This is a genomic window from Mycobacterium sp. NGS64 (genome assembly GCF_059812245.1).
Map to the genome: position 1 here is coordinate 480,564 of NZ_JCALCI010000004.1, position 16,097 is coordinate 496,660.

Annotated in this window: 16 protein-coding genes; 6 read left to right on the forward strand and 10 right to left on the reverse strand. The window is 63.7% G+C overall.

Features of this window, described 5'->3' with window-relative positions; genetic code table 11:
• Positions 1-36: 36 nt before the first annotated feature.
• Positions 37-879 carry an SDR family NAD(P)-dependent oxidoreductase gene (locus AC5Y4S_RS20225; RefSeq protein WP_500034407.1) on the forward strand — a complete coding sequence of 281 codons (843 nt, stop codon included), beginning with the start codon at positions 37-39 and terminating at the stop codon, positions 877-879.
• 369 nt (positions 880-1,248) lie between these two features.
• Positions 1,249-2,052 carry a hypothetical protein gene (locus AC5Y4S_RS20230; RefSeq protein ID WP_500034408.1) on the forward strand — a complete coding sequence of 268 codons (804 nt, stop codon included), beginning with the start codon at positions 1,249-1,251 and terminating at the stop codon, positions 2,050-2,052.
• Between the two features lie 45 nt (positions 2,053-2,097).
• On the opposite strand, the gene AC5Y4S_RS20235 is transcribed toward AC5Y4S_RS20230, so the two are convergent.
• Positions 2,098-2,910 carry a mycofactocin-coupled SDR family oxidoreductase gene (locus AC5Y4S_RS20235; RefSeq protein WP_500034633.1) on the reverse strand — a complete coding sequence of 271 codons (813 nt, stop codon included), beginning with the start codon at positions 2,908-2,910 and terminating at the stop codon, positions 2,098-2,100.
• A gap of 85 nt (positions 2,911-2,995) precedes the next feature.
• On the opposite strand from AC5Y4S_RS20235, the gene AC5Y4S_RS20240 reads away from it, so the two are divergent.
• Positions 2,996-3,778: an SDR family NAD(P)-dependent oxidoreductase gene (locus AC5Y4S_RS20240; RefSeq protein WP_500034409.1), complete on the forward strand. Its 783-nt coding sequence runs from the start codon at positions 2,996-2,998 to the stop codon at positions 3,776-3,778.
• Here the strand turns inward: AC5Y4S_RS20240 and AC5Y4S_RS20245 are convergent.
• Entirely contained in the window at positions 3,775-4,854 is a 1,080-nt protein-coding gene (locus AC5Y4S_RS20245; RefSeq protein WP_500034410.1) for an NAD(P)H-dependent amine dehydrogenase family protein, read from the reverse strand. The two genes, AC5Y4S_RS20240 and AC5Y4S_RS20245, sit on opposite strands and share 4 nt — an antisense overlap.
• A gap of 67 nt (positions 4,855-4,921) precedes the next feature.
• Positions 4,922-6,535 (reverse strand): class I adenylate-forming enzyme family protein, encoded by a 1,614-nt coding sequence (locus tag AC5Y4S_RS20250; protein ID WP_500034411.1) that lies wholly within the window; start codon positions 6,533-6,535, stop codon positions 4,922-4,924.
• 115 nt (positions 6,536-6,650) lie between these two features.
• Here AC5Y4S_RS20250 and AC5Y4S_RS20255 point away from each other — a divergent pair, with 115 nt between their 5' ends.
• From AC5Y4S_RS20255 to AC5Y4S_RS20265, 3 genes are all read left to right on the forward strand, one after another.
• Entirely contained in the window at positions 6,651-7,181 is a 531-nt protein-coding gene (locus AC5Y4S_RS20255) for a nuclear transport factor 2 family protein (RefSeq protein ID WP_500034634.1), read from the forward strand.
• A 127-nt stretch (positions 7,182-7,308) separates the two neighbouring features.
• Positions 7,309-8,541: a CaiB/BaiF CoA transferase family protein gene (locus AC5Y4S_RS20260; RefSeq protein ID WP_500034412.1), complete on the forward strand. Its 1,233-nt coding sequence runs from the start codon at positions 7,309-7,311 to the stop codon at positions 8,539-8,541.
• Positions 8,538-9,770 (forward strand): cytochrome P450, encoded by a 1,233-nt coding sequence (locus AC5Y4S_RS20265; RefSeq protein WP_500034413.1) that lies wholly within the window; start codon positions 8,538-8,540, stop codon positions 9,768-9,770. Before AC5Y4S_RS20260 ends, AC5Y4S_RS20265 begins: the two co-directional genes overlap by 4 nt.
• Before the next feature lie 11 nt (positions 9,771-9,781).
• Here the strand turns inward: AC5Y4S_RS20265 and AC5Y4S_RS20270 are convergent, their stop codons facing one another.
• The 7 genes from AC5Y4S_RS20270 to AC5Y4S_RS20300 form a co-directional block, all read right to left on the reverse strand.
• Positions 9,782-10,888 (reverse strand): dihydrodipicolinate reductase, encoded by a 1,107-nt coding sequence (locus AC5Y4S_RS20270; protein ID WP_500034414.1) that lies wholly within the window; start codon positions 10,886-10,888, stop codon positions 9,782-9,784.
• A 46-nt stretch (positions 10,889-10,934) separates the two neighbouring features.
• Entirely contained in the window at positions 10,935-12,161 is a 1,227-nt protein-coding gene (locus tag AC5Y4S_RS20275) for a cytochrome P450 (protein ID WP_500034415.1), read from the reverse strand.
• Positions 12,162-12,259: 98 nt separating this feature from the next.
• Positions 12,260-12,811, reverse strand: a complete 552-nt coding sequence (locus AC5Y4S_RS20280; protein ID WP_500034416.1) for a nuclear transport factor 2-like protein — start codon at positions 12,809-12,811, stop codon at positions 12,260-12,262.
• Between the two features lie 15 nt (positions 12,812-12,826).
• Positions 12,827-13,780, reverse strand: a complete 954-nt coding sequence (locus AC5Y4S_RS20285; protein ID WP_500034417.1) for an LLM class flavin-dependent oxidoreductase — start codon at positions 13,778-13,780, stop codon at positions 12,827-12,829.
• Between the two features lie 6 nt (positions 13,781-13,786).
• Entirely contained in the window at positions 13,787-14,620 is an 834-nt protein-coding gene (locus tag AC5Y4S_RS20290; protein WP_500034418.1) for an SDR family NAD(P)-dependent oxidoreductase, read from the reverse strand.
• A complete protein-coding gene (locus tag AC5Y4S_RS20295; RefSeq protein WP_500034419.1) occupies positions 14,613-15,020 on the reverse strand; it encodes a nuclear transport factor 2 family protein in 408 nt (135 codons plus the stop codon). Before AC5Y4S_RS20295 ends, AC5Y4S_RS20290 begins: the two co-directional genes overlap by 8 nt.
• Positions 15,020-16,060: a zinc-binding dehydrogenase gene (locus tag AC5Y4S_RS20300; RefSeq protein WP_500034635.1), complete on the reverse strand. Its 1,041-nt coding sequence runs from the start codon at positions 16,058-16,060 to the stop codon at positions 15,020-15,022. Before AC5Y4S_RS20300 ends, AC5Y4S_RS20295 begins: the two co-directional genes overlap by 1 nt.
• Positions 16,061-16,097 lie beyond the last annotated feature (37 nt).

Genomic DNA, 16,097 nt, shown 5'->3' on the forward strand with positions numbered 1-16,097 from the left:
AGCAACCATTGCTCCGTCGTGGAAACAGGAGGCGACATGATCGACTTCAAGGGAAAGGTTGCGCTTGTCACCGGCGCGGGCGCGGGCATCGGACGCGCCACGGCGACGGCATTCGCCGACCTGGGTGCGTCGGTCGTCGCACTCGAGGTCGACCCGGAGCGGTCGGAGGACCTGCGCAGCCTGCTCGACGAGCGGGGGCTCGTCGTCACCGGCGACGCGACCGCCGCCGCCGACGTGACGGCGCTCGCCGAGACGATCGGCAAGCGGTATGGACGTCTTGACGTGCTGGTGAACAACGTCGGCCATTTCGTGACGCGACCGACGCCTTTCGAGCGGCTCACCGACGAGCAGATCGATGACATTTATCGGGTGAATCTCAAGCACATCTTCCTGGTCAGCCGCGCCATGCTGCCCCTGCTGCGCGCCGCTGACGGGAACGCGAGCATCACAAACGTCTCGTCGATCGAGGGCTTCCGAGGGATACCTCGGTTTGCGGTATACGGCGCGTTCAAGGCGGCGGTGACGGGCTTTACGATGAGCCTCGCCCTCGAATTGGGCCCGGAGGGCATCCGGGTGAATGCCGTGGCGCCCGAGACAACCGATAGCGCCCAGGTGCCGCTCAACCGCATGATTCACGAATCGCACCGGCATCATATTCCGCGCTGGATTCCGCTGGGCCGCTTCGGGACCCCGCAGGACATTGCGGGCTGCGTTCTGTTTCTGGCGAGCCCGCTAGCCGCCTGGGTGTCGGGGACTGTGGTGCATGCCGACGGCGGAGCGCTGGCCGCCGCGGGGTGGTATCGGGACGATCAGGGGACGTGGACAAACATGCCTGTCATCAAAGGCAACAGCGGGAAACCCGCGGAGACGGTGGGCTGATACCAGACGATCCTGTCAAACCTTGTTCGCGGCTCACGATAACGCCTATTCTCAACCGGTCGGACGTGTTTTCTCGGCGTGTGGAAGAAGGGATTGTCGGGCTGTCACATGACGAACCCCGTTGACTACAGTACCGATTCGGCTTTCATCGAGCCGGTTGGGCCGGGCGGCGGGCGTTCGTTGTGCAGGGTTGGGTGGGGGCTTTTTATTGTGGCCTACCTGGTCTTCGCAATCGTGACCGTTGCGAACATCCAATCGGGCACTCACGAAGATCCCAGGATTACCAACCCAAACCCGGGTCCGGCACCGTATCCGCCGTTCCTCGGCTTCGACAACTGGCCATTGGCGGTTGGTCTCAGCTCAGTTCCGATGGCGATCGGCCTGATCGGAACGCTGGTGTGGCTCTCGGTGCGACAGCGCAAGGTGCACTGGACGGTGGTGATCGCGTTCGCCGGCCTGATCACAGGGGCGCTGGATCCTTTGGCCAACTGGGCGACATTCGCGATCTTCGACCCGCGCATGCTGCACTTTCCACTGTCCTGGCCGTATGTGAACATTTCGCCGGACCTGGAGCCCGCGCTGGCCTTTCTCGGCGGATACGCCGCGTACTACCTCCTCAACGGTCTGGCTTTCCTGAAGCTGCACGACCGGTTTGTCGACCCGCTGCTGCGGCGCACGAGTTGGCTCGCCCGCCATCGACTGGTCGCGGTGTTCCTCGGCGCAACACTGGTCGCAATCCCCATCAATGGGCTGATCCAGTTCACCTGGATGCGTTTCGGCATTTTCTTCTACACCGAAGCCGTCGGGCCGGTATTGCGAATAGGCCATGTCTATTTCCCACTGATCATGGCGGTGTACGACTCAATAATCTTCGGCATGGTCGCCGTCATGTGCGTCCGCAAGGAAGACGGCGAGCTGGTGCTGATCAACCGGATCGCCCGCTGGCTGCCGGCGCGTCGGGACGCTAGCAGGACCACGCTGACGCGACAGCTCCTCATCTCGGTTGCAATAGGTCTCGTGTCGTTCGCGACGCCGTTGGCGGTGCTGTCCGGGCTGCGGGCCGCCGGGCTGTCCGAACCCGCTTACGAGCAGAACCCGTATCCGAATATCAAGGTGTACGACCCATACGGGCATCTCCGGGAATCGGGCAAGCCGGGCCCCTTCTACAAGTGAGCCACGAATTACCGCTGGCCGGCCCCGAAATCGTTACTCGACTCGCTATGCCTGGGCAACCCCGACGTCTACTGAGATCGCAGCTGTGGTAACGAATTTCGACTCATCGGAGGCCAGCCACGCAACCGCGTTCGCGACATCCTCGGGCATCGTCACCGCGTTGGGTAGAAGCTGCTTACTGAAGCCGTATTGAGGATGAGAGTAGGAATCGGCCGCCTGCTGCATCGCCTCCATCATCCGGCCGCTGCCCATCGGCGTGGCGACCGATCCCGGGTGCAGGCTGTTCACCCGGATGTCGTAGCGGCCGAGTTCGACGGCGAAGGATTTCGCGAGCCCGGTGACACCGTGTTTGCTCGCCGTGTAGGCCACCATGAAGGGCTCCATCTTTACCCCCGCCACCGATCCGATGAGAATGATCGACCCGCCCCGCCCTCCGGCAATAATGTGCTTGGCGCCGGCCATCACCGTGTTCCAGGTGCCGACCAGGTTGATGTTGACGGTGTCCTGAAAATCGCTGGGGGAGACCTGATCCCAAGCGGCCGGGCAGCAGATGCCGGCGTTGGCGACGATCACGTCGAGCCGGCCCAATTGGGCTACGCCCTTGTCGACCGCGGCGCACAACGCGTCGTAATCGCGGGTGTCGACGATGGCGGTGACGGCCCGTCTGCCGTTCGCAGTGACGAGGTCGGCGGTTTCGGCCAACTCCTCGGGGGTGGCCGAATCGTATGGGACGCTTGGCGGCAGTTGGCCCGCGATGTCGACGAGGATGGTGTCGGCGCCGTCGGCGCTCAACCTGACGGCGTGGGCACGGCCCTGGCCGCGGGCCGCCCCCGTGATGAATACAACCTTGCCGGTCATGTCTGGCACACAGGTACGCTACATCAGCACGCCGCCTATGAGAACATCCTTTATCTTTGGTTGAGAATGAGTATTCTACGATCGCATGGGTGTACTTGACGGACAGACCGCATTCATTCTTGGCGCCTCGGCTGGAATCGCTCAGGCGAGTGCCAGGCTGTTGGCCGTCGACGGTGCCACGCTATACCTGCTCGGCAGGTCGAGCACGCGCCTGGAAGCGACCCGCGAGGGTATCCTCGCCGTAGCTCCGAAGGCCGAAATCGTACTCCAGAAGGGCGATCCGGAAGACGAGGCGACCGTCGCGTCAGCCGCCCAGGCGGCCTTCGACGTCAACGGGCGGCTGGACATCGTCGTCGGTACGGTGGCCGTCGGGGGCACAGGTCCGTTGATCGAGCAGGACCTCGAGACCTTCACCAACTTCGTGATGGGCAATCTGCGGTCCAATTTCCTGGCGATGCGCTACTCGGCGCCGCTGATGACGAACGGCGGGTCGATCGTCTTCATCTCGTCGACGTCGTCGAAGATCCCGATGGAGGGATTGGGGCACTACTCGGCCGGCAAGGCCGCGCTCGAGATGATGATCCGGGTGGCGGCATCCGAACTGGGGCCGAAAGGAATTCGCGTCAACGCCGTCCGGCCGGGCTTGACCGAGGCGGCCACCACCCAGGGCTACATTCATCTGGAGGAGTTGACCAGCGCCTTCCTCGAACGTGTCCCGTTGGGCCGGCTTGGGGTGTCCGACGATATCGCGCCCGGCGTCCGGTACCTCGCCGGCCCCGAGTCGAGTTGGATGACCGGGCAGAGTTTCGCGATCGACGGCGGCAACGAGGTGAGGGGCGCGCCCCGTGGCCCGATGTTCACCGTCTAGCCGAAGTCCAACGCGTCGCGGGGCGCGGTGATCGGCAGATCCAGCGAGGTGGCGATGCCGGGGGCGGCATCGACGACGTAGGGGATGGCGTTGACCACGCGCATGGCAGTCGCTTCCATGGCATCGTCGTTGGCTGACTTCGCGGTCGGTTCGGTACCGAAACGCAGATCGCAGTGGATGTGCGGTTCACCCTCGATGACGATGCGGTAGGTGCCGTGCGGCGCCGACGCCCATTCGGGTGCGAGATCCGGGGCCATGCGGTTGATGTGTTCGATGGTGATCACCGGATGGCCGCCGACGACACCGGTGGTCTCGGCGCGCACCGCCCCACAGGTGCCGGCAGGGATGAGCCCGCACGCCACGTGGAGATCGCGCGGCGTGACCACCCGCTCGTAGCGTTCGGTCACCTCGTCGAGCTCGACACCAAGGGCTCGTGCCACCAGACCGATCGGTGGTCCCCAGGCGAACCGCTGTGCGCCTTCCAGCTCGAGCAGCGGCGTGAAGTCGAGTGGACGACCAAAGCCCATCGCGTCGAACATCGAGTACTCATTGGGGTAGGCCGAGTAGTCGATGATCTCCTGCGCGCGGACCGATCGGATGGTATTGGACAGCGTCGACAGCATGACGGCGAACTGATCACCGGCGAAACCCGGTTCGATACCCGAGGTGTATATCGTGACGCCGCCGGCGAGCGCCGCCGCGCGCACTTGATCTGCCAGATCGGGAATCCAGCTGTCGGGAAACATCATTCCGGGTGTGTTGGTGGTGACGACGTTGATGCCGGCCTTCAGAAAACGGACATAGTCGGGAACTGCGGCCGCATCCATGTCGGCACCCAACGCCGCGTAGACCACGCAGTCTGGCCTGAGCTTGATGATGTCGTCGAGGTCGGATGTGGTTGTCACGCCGATGGGGCCAAGGCCGACGATCTCACCGGCATCGCGGCCCGTCTTCTCGGGACTGTGCACCCACACCCCGACAAGGTCGAGGTGCGTTCGGCGGTGAATCGCCCGCACCGCGATGCTGCCCACACCGCCCGTCGATATGACCGCTACGCGTAACACTTTGTCTGACAAGGGCCTTGCTCCTTCACTCGGTGCTTCTTGGCTACAGATCGGGGATCGGAAGCGATGAGTTCGGCCCTTAGCGGGCCGACAACAGCCCGCTGAGCTGCCGCGCCAATTCCGATTTCTTCACCTTCCCGGTCGCGGTGAAAGGGAGGTCCTGTTTTGTGGTGACCCAGATGAACTTCGGCACCTTGTACGCCGAGAGCCGCGCGCGCAGTTGCTCTCGCAGAGATTCGCCATTGAGTGTCGATTCGCCTCGGGGCACCACTGCCGCGGCGACCACCGTCCCGTTATCGCCCTCGGCGCCGACCACGTAGGCCTCGAGAACGCCGTCGCACTCGGCCAGTGCCAGTTCGACTTCGCCGGGTGTGACGTTGGTGCCCCCGCTCGTCTTGATCAGGTCGCCCAAGCGTCCGGTGAACCTGATCCAACCGTCGTCGTACTCGACGCCGCAGTCGCCGGTCCGGTAGTAGCCGTCCGGGGTGAACACCTCCTCGCGCTCGCGCTTGTGCAAGCGTTGCATCAACGAGTACCCCCGAACCCATATTTCGCCTTGCGCGCCAACGGGGGCTAGCTGTCCCGTATCGGGGTCGACGATCAGATGGTGCAGCCCTTCAATTGGTGGGCCGCCGATTTCGGACCGATCCGGCGACTGCGGCAGATACGGGTCGATGCCCAGGTGGTTGCCGCACAGCTCGCTCATTCCCAGGCCGCTCGAGCCCTTGGGCTGACGCTGCGGTGGCACGATCGCGGGCATGCTCGTGCGGTGCACCGAACTCAGATCGCGTGCCGAGAAATCGGGATGTTCGGCCAGCGCCTTGCCCTGCTGCGGCCAGCCCAGCGCGATGGTCGCGCGGTGGCGTTCCATGAGCTCCAACGCCTCTGCCGCGTCGAACGCGGGCTGGGTGACTAGGGTCGCGCCGTGGTGGATCACCGCGTGCAATCCGGTGATCAGCCCGCCCACCCAGAAGAAGGGCATGGAGGTGAACATCACGTCGTCGCGGGTGACGGTGTACATGAACGTGAGGTTGTAGGTGTGGCGCACCAGTGTCCCCTGGCTGTGCACGGGTCCCTTGGGGTCGCCCGTGCTGCCTGACGTGTAGATGATCATCGCGTCATCGGCCGGTGTCACACACGATTCGACGTCGACGAGAAAGTCGGTGTCGGAAAGCGACATCGGGCGATCGGCGTCCATCGTCGTCGTCCAGGTGCGGTCGGATGCTGCTCCCCACACCGCGACGGTTCGCAGGAACGGGGCTATGCGCACCGCGATGCGGCCCGGCTCGCGCTGATCGGCCAATCCCGGCAGCGCCTCCTCCAGGAGGGCGAGGAAGTCCTGATTGCGGAATCGTGACCAGGAGAGGATCGCCTTCAGGTCGGCATGACGCGCAGTCCAGGCCAGTTCGGACGCCTTGTAGAAGGTGTTGAGCGGAATGGCCACCGCGCCGATGCGTGTGGAGGCAAACCAGGCCAGCGCCCAGTCGACGCTGTTGGGCATCAAGATTCCGACGTGGTCGCCCTTGCCGATGCCCTGCGTCAACAGGGTGGTCGCCAATGCCGCCGAGCGCCGATCGAGATCGGCATAGGTCAATGACTGGCCGTCGGCGATGAGGAAAGCCTTGTCTCCGAAGCGTGCTGCGCAAAATCTCACCAGTGCGGGGATCGTGGGTGAGATCTTCGGGAAGGGCATGAGCGAAGGATAGTAGGATTTCCATAAATCGGTAACACCCGTTCTCACCCACCGGGCCGCGCATACACTATCCGCCATGGCCACCGAACTGCGGACCTCGACAGCCGGCGACAGATTGGACCGTGTCGAGTCGAGCCTCGCGATCAGTCAGCTGCCCAGCAAATATGCGATGGCCCTCGACGCCCGGGACCTCGACGCCCTGGTGGCCCTGTTCGTCGACGATGTCGGCGCGGGCGCGGAGGGCCGTGGCAGGGATGCGTTGAAACGTTGGTACGACGGGGTGCTTCGGCGGTTCTACCGCAGCATTCATCTGATCTGCGGTCACCAGTTTGACTTCGTCGATGCCGAACACGCGGTCGGATCGGTCTATTGCCGCGCCGAACACGAGGACGGTGACGGGTGGTACGTGATCACGATGCGCTATGACGACGTCTACGAGCGCCGCGATGGCCGGTGGTGTTTCGTGAAGCGGCGGGAGCATCCCTGGTATTCGGTCGATGTGACGGAGCGGCCGGGGCCGGATTTCATGCGCTGGCCGACTGACGTTCCGTTGCGCGCGGCCATGCCCCAACGCATGCCGACTTGGCAGGCATTTTGGGCCGACGGGGATCCGTCACTGCCCGAACGGCTGTCGGCGTGCCCGTAGGGCCGTTCCCCATGGTCAGCCCCTTGGTTTACAAACTGGGCGGAAACTGACATTCTCAACTGGTGTAAGCAGGCGTTTCCGCCGTTGCTAGGCTATTGGTGCGCTCGCACCTGTCCCACCGCGACCAATGGAGGCCGTCATTTCCGCCGACAAAGTACTCAGCGGTGTTCGTGTGCTGGAAGTTGCCGCGTGGACCTTCGTGCCGTCGGCCGGCGCCGTCCTGGCGGAATGGGGGGCCGAGGTCATCAAGGTCGAGCCGCGTGAGGGAGGTGACCCACAACGCGGCCTCGTCACAATGGGCATCGTGGACGAGGGCGGTGGCACCGTCAACTACATGATCGAGATACCCAATCGGGGGAAGAAGTCGATCGGCGTCGATCTCAGTACTCCCGGCGGCCAAGACGTTATCCGCAAGCTGGCCGCGACCTGCGACGTGTTCCTCACCAGCTACCTGCCCAGCCGGCGCAAGAAAATGGGCATCGACGTCGACGACATTAAGGCCGTCAACCCTGCCATCGTGTACGTACGCGGGTCGGGCCACGGTCCGAAGGGGCCCGATGCCGACAAGCCCGGTTATGACGGCGTCTCCTACTGGGCGCGCGGCGGCATCGCCACCATGCTCACCGAGGACGCCGAGGAACTGGTGCGCTCGCGACCCGCCTTCGGCGACCTGCTCGGAGGAATGACCATCGCCGGTGGGATCGCGGCCGCGTTGTACCGAAAGGCGACCACCGGACAGGGATCGGTGGTGGATGTCTCTCTCCTCGGGCTGGCGGCCTGGAACCTCAGCCCCGACATCGCCGTGAGCCAGATCCACGGCGGCGGCGCGGTCCCGAACTGGCGCCACGCCGACGCACCCAATCCGTTGGTTGGGACCTACCGCACCAAAGACGATCGCTATGTCCAGCTGATGATGTTGCAACTGGACAAGTTCTATGGGGAAGCGATGCGCGCCATCGGCCTACCCGAACTCGTCGATGATGCGCGATTCGCCGAGGCAGCAACGCGATTCGCCAACCGAGCGGAACTCATCGCGCTGATGGACGAAGCGTTTGCCCAACGTACGCTCGCCGAATGGCGTGAGGCGCTTGCAGGCCTTTCCGGCGCCTGGGGCGTGGTACAGACGCCGGGGGAGGTGTGCCACGACCCGGCCGTGACCGCGAATGGCTATATCGCCAACACGACGACGATGAACGGTTCGCCGTACGCACTGCCAACCAACCCCGTCCAGTTCGACGAACAGGCCGTAGTCCCGCCGGGGGCCCCCGAACACGGCCAACACACTGAAGAGGTCTTGATGGACGCAGGCATGGATTGGGACACCATCGCAAGCTACAAAGAGGATGGGGCGATTCTTTGAGCGCGGCGGCACCGAAGGCGGTTGTCGGTGATCCGGTTGAATTTGATCCGTTCTCTCAGGACTTCTTCGACGGCGCGTTTGACACCTATCGGCGGCTACGCGACGAGGCTCCGGTCTATTACAACGCCAAGTGGGATTTCTGGGCCCTGACCCGCTACGCCGACGTGGCGCCCGCCACCAAGGACCACGAAACCTATTCGTCGGCCAAGGGCGCGACCCTGGACATGGTGCACGCGCATGACGATGCGCTACCGGTGCCGAAGGTGATCATTTCGATGGACCCACCGGAGCACAACAAGATGCGCGGGCTGGTCAGTAGCGTGTTCACCCCGCGCGCCATTGCCGCGCTGGAAGGTATGGTGCGCGAGAAGGTTTACGAACGTATCCACGCTATCGATCCCTCTTCGTTCGACGTGGTGGCCGATTTCTCGGCCCTGTTTCCCAACGAGATCATCACCGCCATGCTCGGGGTGCCGAAGCAAGATCGTGACCAGATCCGGCACTGGCTCGACCTGCTGCTCGAACGACGTCCCGGTCAGATCGCAGTCCCCCCAGAAGGTTTCGAGGCATCGACGAAGACCGGTATCTACTACTACAACCTTGTACAGCAGCGGCGCGCCGAACCCCGCGACGACATGATCAGCAGGCTCATCGAGACGGAGATCGAGCGCGACGGGAAGGTGGAGAAACTCAGCGACGTGGACATCACCGGGTTCGCGACCATGCTCGGAGGCGCTGGTGCCGAGACCGTGACCAAGCTGATCGGCAACGCCATGGTGGCCTTCGCCGACTTTCCCGACCAGTGGCAGAAGTTGCGACAGGACCGCAGCAAGATTCCCGCGGCGATCGAAGAGTTGTTGCGCTACGAGGCGCCGTCGCAGTATCAGGTTCGCACTGCCACCCGCGATGTGATGCTGCACGGCAAGGCGATTCCCGAAGGTAGTGCCGTGCTGCTCGTCACCGGGTCAGCGACGCGCGACGAACGGATGTTCCCGGATCCCGATCGCCTCGACATCGACCGTGAGCGCAAGATGGGCTTCAATCTCGCCTTCGGCTACGGCATCCACAGCTGTCTGGGAGCGGCGCTGGCGAGGATGGAAAGCCGCATCGCACTCGACGCGCTGCTCGACCTCATCCCCGAGTACGAAGTCGACCGCGGCGGGTTGCGCCGAGTGGCCATGTCGAATGTTTTTGGCTGGGCCAACGTTCCGGTGCGCAAAAAAGGCTGATCCGCTTCGAATTACTTTGGGCTCGTTCGCGATTGCCTGGTCACGATTGTCGGACCCGCCAAGGGATTCGCGAGCACACCGGGTGCGGCGTCGACGACTTCGGGTACCGAGTTGACCGCTGCCAGCGCTGTTGCGGACACACCCGGATTGGCCCGGCCTGACGGCGACTGTCCGAAGTACAGTTCCAAACACATACTGGGCTGTCCCTCGACTCGGATGACCATGCCACCTTGGTTTTCCCTCGACGGCCTGGGCCATCGCTGCGGCCAGGGGGTGGAACTTACCGTTGCGAAATACTGCACCGCGACCACTGGCCGGCCATCGATGACGCCGGCGAGCTGCCACCGGTGCGCGCAAATCGTCCCCGCCGGAATCACGCCGATTGCGGTCTCCAGATCCTTTGGTGCGAGCAACGTTTCCCAATCCAGTTCAACTCCGTCGAGTTCCAGGCCGAGGATGTCGGCGATGTAGCGCACCACGGTCTCCCAATCGTGGTTGACCTTGCCTGACGCGATCCGAGCGGGCACGTGCCCGTCCGGCTTTCCAAATCCCATGGATTCATGCAGGACATCCCAAATGGGATAGGACTTGTCGAGGTCGATCGCATATTCGTCCATGCGATAGGACTCCACGATGCCGGCGCCGGCAAGCAGGGCGGTAGGGATGTTGAGACTGATGAAGCCCGGCTCGGCGCCGGTGGCGTAGAAAGATGAATTACCCTTTGCCGCTGCGGCTTCTAGGGCCGCGCGCCACTCCGGCGGCGCCGCAGGCGGGTAGACCATCGGGATCGTCGAGATCGTCACAACGTTGATCCCTGCCTCGAGGTACGTGACGATGTCGGCAATCGCGTCGTTCTCGCGCCGGACGGCGGTGGCACAGTAGGTAACACAGTCCGGCGTGAGAGCCAGCACCGCGTCGAGATCGTCGGTTGCCGATACACCCACTTCCGCGACGCCACACAGGTGACCCGCGTCGACTCCGGCCTTCTCGGGCGTGGACACTTTGACTCCGACGAGTTCCAGTGCCGGATCGTCGATGACTGCCCGCAGTGCCTCCTTGCCGGTCAGTCCCGTACCTACGTGAACAACCCGATACTTTCTGGATTTCTCAGTCGGCATCGCTCAATCTCCTATGTGACAGCAGTGAATTCGTCGTCGGCGCAGATCATTGCGCTACCGCACGCACGGGTACGCGTCCCCAGCCGAAGACATTCGGCATCTTGACCCGTTGCAGTCCCGCGACGTCTACCTCGAACTCGGGGATCAAGTCCAACAGGACATCGATGGCAATGCGTCCCTCCATGCGCGCCAGTGCCGCGCCGAGACAGCTGTGTATTCCGTAGCCGAATCCGAGGTTGTGGCCGGAGTGCCGACGATTGATGTCGAAGCGATCAGCATCGACGAACGCACGCTCATCCCTGGTGGCCGAACCATTGATGAGCATCACCGGCTTGTGCTTGGGTATCACCGTGCCATGAAGCTCGACATCGACATTGCTCCAACGGATGTCGTATTGCGACGGTCCCTCGTAACGCAGCAGCTCTTCGAATGCCGCGGGGATAAGGCTTCGGTCTCGCCTTAGTGCCTGCCATTGGTCCTGGTGTCGCGCAAACACCACTGCGGCGCTGGCGACCAGCTTGGTCACCGTCTCGGCGCCGGCACCGCCGAGCATCGACGCAAAGGCCGAAATCTCCGTGTCGTCGAGGCGGGTCATGGTGCCGTCATCGCGTTCGATCTCGACCTCGGTGAGCCGCGAAATCATGTCGTCTTGCGGGTTGGCGCGTTTCTCGACGACAAGGTCGTAGTAATACCTCCACATGGTCACCGCCGACTCGCGGCCGTGCGGTGTCGTGCTGATGTTTCCCGGCTCGCGTTCCAGCAGCGCGTCGAGCCAGTGCCGGATCTGCTGGCGACCGTCCGGCGGCACCCCCAACATCGTGGTGATGATCTCGACGGGGAACAGCGCCGAGAAGTCCTCGACCATGTCGAACGACGTCACATCGATGGTCTGCGTGATTGTGTCGATCACATTCCGGATCATCGGCTCGAGCTTGGCGATTGCACGCGGGGTGAATACCTTGTTCACCAGCGACCGCATTCTGGTGTGCTGCGGAGGGTCCATCATGATGATCACCCCGTGCGGGACCATCGCGTCGGGATCGATGAAATGATCGAGGGTCACACCCTTCGCCGAGGAATACGTTTCGTGATCACGCATCGCGGGCGCGACATCCTCATAGCGGGAAAGGGCCCAGAAGTCGTACTGCGTGCTGTGGTAGACCGGCGCACGATCGCGTAGTTGGCGGTAAGTCTCGAACGGATCGTTGAAGAACTCGTCTGAGAAGGGATCGAAGTGAACGGATCCCGGAGACGTGCCGGAATGATCGTCCATTGCCCTCCTTTACGTTTCGATGTGCGCCACGTGATCTTGGGTCATGTGGCCGATCCGTTCAGCGCCTCACTTTCTCCGCCCCCGCATCGGCTGGAGCACTAGGCCCCCACGCCGCCCTCCTTCAGGAAGTTGAGGGTGTACTCCTGGCTCGTCAGCCCGTCGGGCTCGAGCCCGATCAGTGCCAGCAACGATTCCCACTTCGCCGAGTCGACAAACCAGTCCCAGCGCGTGATATGCCCCTCGTCGTTGGTCCAGATATAGTCCCACTCCCGCAGCTCCAACCGCGTCCCGTCGGGGAGGGTCCCCGCATAGGTGTCGCAGGAAGAGAAGCCCCAATCGCCGGCCACACATTCGAACGGGCTGACTAGCCGGTAGTCCGGCATGTGCTTCCACCACATGCGCCACTCCGGGGTGAGAATATCGCCGTCGGGCGCATACTTGGCGATCGCCGCTGCGACCTCGCCGGAGAGCATATCGGTGGCCGACTGCGGGACACCGTCGTTGAACATGGGACTCATCATCACGGAATCGGGTGCCCAGATGAACTCGTCGCCGAACGAGACATGTCGGCCGCGTTCAATCGGTTTCGCATAGCCCTCCCACTTCGCGAAGGCAATCCTCTCGTGTAGCGCCACGCGGTCCCGGCTCATCTCATGTCCTTTCGGCTAGTGCAGCTCGGCGAATCTCTTCAAATAGGGCCATGCGATCGCGGGTGGTATCCCGCCGCAGAGTGGCGAGATGTTGAACATTTCACCTGCTGCGATGCGCTTCCGCGCTTCGTCGACCGAGAGGATTACGTGTGACGACGTATTGCGAAGCTCCTCGATGGTCGTGGCGGTGGTGATGTTGGCGGACACGGCGTTGTCGGGGTTCCACTCCGAGTAGGCCATCGCATCGTGCAGGAGGTACTTGCCGATCTCGTCCCACGCCGCGTCGACGTCGTCGGCGACGAAGCAGTTGGTCGCCGCGTCACGGTCGGGAATGAGGACGAAACCGGGCTCGAACCCGTTGTCGCGGCATGCCTTTTCGTAGGCTTCCCGCATTCCGGGCACCCCGCCGTTGGCAAGCAACCCGAGACCGTTGCGTCCAGCACGCCGGGCGGCTGCCAGGCTGGCGCCGCCCCAGCTCATCATGGGACCTTCCGGCGTGCGCGGTCGTGGGGTGACCTTCATTCGCCTGCCGCCGTGTTCGACCTCCTCGCCGGCGAGGAGGCGGCGCAGCACGCCGAGCTTCTCGTCCGCCAGCCTGCCGCGGTCGGACATCGAGAGGCCGAAGTGATCGTATTCCTCAGCGCGATATCCGATTCCGAATACGTAGGTGGCTCTGCCCGCGCTGATGTGATCCAGCACGGCGATGTCCTCGGACAGCCGTGCCGGATCGTAGAAGGGCAGCAAAATCGTCAGGTTCAGCATCAGTTGCTTCGTGCGAGCGGCAATGGCCGCGCCGAGCAGCAACGGCGACGGCAGATAACCGTCGTCCGCGCAGTGGTGTTCGCACAGCACGACGGCGATACAGCCATGCTGCTCGGCCCATGCCGACATCTCACTGGCCGCGGCGTACAACTCGGTGGCCGGCGCCCCGATGGAGGGCGCTCGCATGTCGAAGCGAAGGGTGAACATACCTGTCTAATCCCGCTGCCGTGCATCGGAACCCATGACTTCGGCACTTGCCTGCATGATCAGCCGAACCACTTCATTGCGTGACATGGACTTGAAGAGTTCAGACGCCATCCGGACGTCATCGCCCGTGGCGATCGTCGGTCCGTTGCCAAGGTTGGCGAATGCCTCTTCCACCACGCTCGCGGCGGTCACCGCGCCAGCGGGAATCTCGTCGACAGATTTGAGTCGGCCGCGCTCGAACTCCAGTTGCCGCAAAGCCGGTGTGTCGGTCATGCCGAGGACCAGACCCAGGACGTCCACGCCCTTGTCGTGCAACTCCGCCCACAGCCCCTCGGTGAAAACCATGTCGAAGGCCTTGGTTCCTCCGTATGCCACCATGTTTCGGCCACCGGCGAGCGCAGCACCCGAAGTAAAGTTCACGATGCCGCCGCGTCCTCGCTCAACCATGAGGCCCGCGAAGTGATGACACAACCGCATCAGTACCAGGCAGTTGCGTTGCAGCAGGGCTTCGGCTGCCGATACCGGATTGGCAAGAAAAGGTTGGTAATTCGGATCGCCGCCGGCGCAGTACACCAGCATGCCGACCTCGAGGTCTGCGGTGGCGTCGATGATGGACTGCGAAGCGTCGGCCTCGGTGAGATCGATGGCGAGCGTCCGAGTTTCGGCACCGGTGCGCTCGTGAATCGCCTCGGCCACCGTGTCGAGAAGGTGCTGGCGGCGAGCGACGAGCGCAACGTTCACGCCTTCCTGCGCCAACCGATCGGCGAACAGCGCGCCGCATCCGTCGGACGCGCCGACGACCACCGCCCACGGTCCGTATCTCTGTGCGATGTCACTCATGGGCGCCCGTCACTGCAGCGAGCCGAACCGAGGTGTAGGTACGACGGTCGATCCTCCAGCCATCCGGCGTCCGCACGGCGTGGTCGTCGTAGTAACCGACGGGGTTCGCGCCCGAGCCGTCCTCCATCAGGATCAGCGCGTCGACGTAGGTGCGGATCGTCGCGGTATCCCCGTCTATTGCTATGGCTTGGTTGGTCATTCGATGGATCGTATGCGCCGCGCCGACGTGGGCTGCCTCCATAAACTGTGCAACCTCTGCGCCGCCGGTCCACTGGCCGACCACACCGTAGTCGACGCGCGCATCCTCGGTGAAGACTGTCGTCAGAAGCCAGTATTGCCGGCTGTCGATCGCGGTTGCGTAGCGGACCGTCAGGTCGAAAACGTCGTCGCGGTCCGACATCAGAGGTCACCGTTCGGGTGGATCACGACGCGCGGTGGCCCTGCGGACCGCCGCGCCGCCTCCAGTGCCGCTGGCACCTCGTCCAGACCGATGATCTTGCCGACGCTGGGCAGTGGGTCCAGCTTCCCCTCGACCACCGCATCCAGAACGCCGTACCAGTCCTGCGGCAGCGGCCCTCCACCGAACTGCAGCGTGAGGCCGTTCCGGGTGGCTGCGGTGATGTCGAGGGTGTCGCCGGTGTACCAGCCACCCGCGCAGTAGATGCGCGACGAGAACTCCGCTTCCGCGACAATCTTGTCGATGAGACCCGCAGCACCAACGCATTCGAATACCACGGCGGAGCCGGCGAGGTGGCGTTCGGCACGAACCTTGCGGAAGACCTCGAACACCGACTGCTGTGCCGGGTCGACCAGAATATGCGCGCCGAACCCCGTGTGGGCCAGTTCGCGTCGGTCGGCACTGAAGTCGGACACGATGATCGGATCAATCCCGCGCGCGCTCAGCGCGGCGACCGCGGACAGCCCGATGGCGCCCGCGCCTAGGACGATCGGGATCTCGCCGGGCTGCAAGTTCGAGGCGCGGACGTAGAACTCGCCGACTGCGAAGGCGTCGACCACGGCGACCGCATCGCTGGAGACCGCACCCTCTACCACCCTCGCCGTTGCCTCGGGTACCACCAGCAACTCACCGAAACTGCCCTGGGCCTCGGGGTGCTGTCCGATGATGCGTAAACCGCCGGCGCCGCCGTCAACCAACCGGATAGGCATCGACGTCACCCTGGCCCCGATCGGGAAGGCATCGCTGCATCCAGGGCCGTGGCCGATCACCTCGCCCACGAACTCGTGCCCCATGACGATGTCGCGGTCGGGGTCGTAGAGCGACCGGCCCGTCGGATCGTCGATCGCCAAGTCGGGATGGTCCATGTAGTGCACATCGGACGCGCAGATCGCGGTGCTGAGCGTCTTGAGCAGCAGGTCACCCTGCCCGGGGATGGGATCGGCAGTCTCGCGAACCGTAAGCTCACCGCCTCGCAGCACCACGGCCCGCACTGGCTCTCACATCCTCATGGGATATTCT

What these genes read in the sequence shown, in the direction of transcription:
- AC5Y4S_RS20280 (WP_500034416.1), bottom strand. Translation starts at nt 12,811, where the DNA reads ATGAGCCGGGACCGCGTGGCGCTACACGAGAGGATTGCCTTCGCGAAG.
- AC5Y4S_RS20240 (WP_500034409.1), top strand. Translation starts at nt 2,996, where the DNA reads ATGGGTGTACTTGACGGACAGACCGCATTCATTCTTGGCGCCTCGGCT.
- AC5Y4S_RS20275 (WP_500034415.1), bottom strand. Translation starts at nt 12,161, where the DNA reads ATGGACGATCATTCCGGCACGTCTCCGGGATCCGTTCACTTCGATCCC.
- AC5Y4S_RS20295 (WP_500034419.1), bottom strand. Translation starts at nt 15,020, where the DNA reads ATGTCGGACCGCGACGACGTTTTCGACCTGACGGTCCGCTACGCAACC.
- AC5Y4S_RS20290 (WP_500034418.1), bottom strand. Translation starts at nt 14,620, where the DNA reads ATGAGTGACATCGCACAGAGATACGGACCGTGGGCGGTGGTCGTCGGC.
- AC5Y4S_RS20260 (WP_500034412.1), top strand. Translation starts at nt 7,309, where the DNA reads ATGGAGGCCGTCATTTCCGCCGACAAAGTACTCAGCGGTGTTCGTGTG.
- AC5Y4S_RS20230 (WP_500034408.1), top strand. Translation starts at nt 1,249, where the DNA reads ATGGCGATCGGCCTGATCGGAACGCTGGTGTGGCTCTCGGTGCGACAG.
- AC5Y4S_RS20270 (WP_500034414.1), bottom strand. Translation starts at nt 10,888, where the DNA reads ATGCCGACTGAGAAATCCAGAAAGTATCGGGTTGTTCACGTAGGTACG.
- AC5Y4S_RS20235 (WP_500034633.1), bottom strand. Translation starts at nt 2,910, where the DNA reads ATGACCGGCAAGGTTGTATTCATCACGGGGGCGGCCCGCGGCCAGGGC.
- AC5Y4S_RS20250 (WP_500034411.1), bottom strand. Translation starts at nt 6,535, where the DNA reads ATGCCCTTCCCGAAGATCTCACCCACGATCCCCGCACTGGTGAGATTT.
- AC5Y4S_RS20225 (WP_500034407.1), top strand. Translation starts at nt 37, where the DNA reads ATGATCGACTTCAAGGGAAAGGTTGCGCTTGTCACCGGCGCGGGCGCG.
- AC5Y4S_RS20285 (WP_500034417.1), bottom strand. Translation starts at nt 13,780, where the DNA reads ATGTTCACCCTTCGCTTCGACATGCGAGCGCCCTCCATCGGGGCGCCG.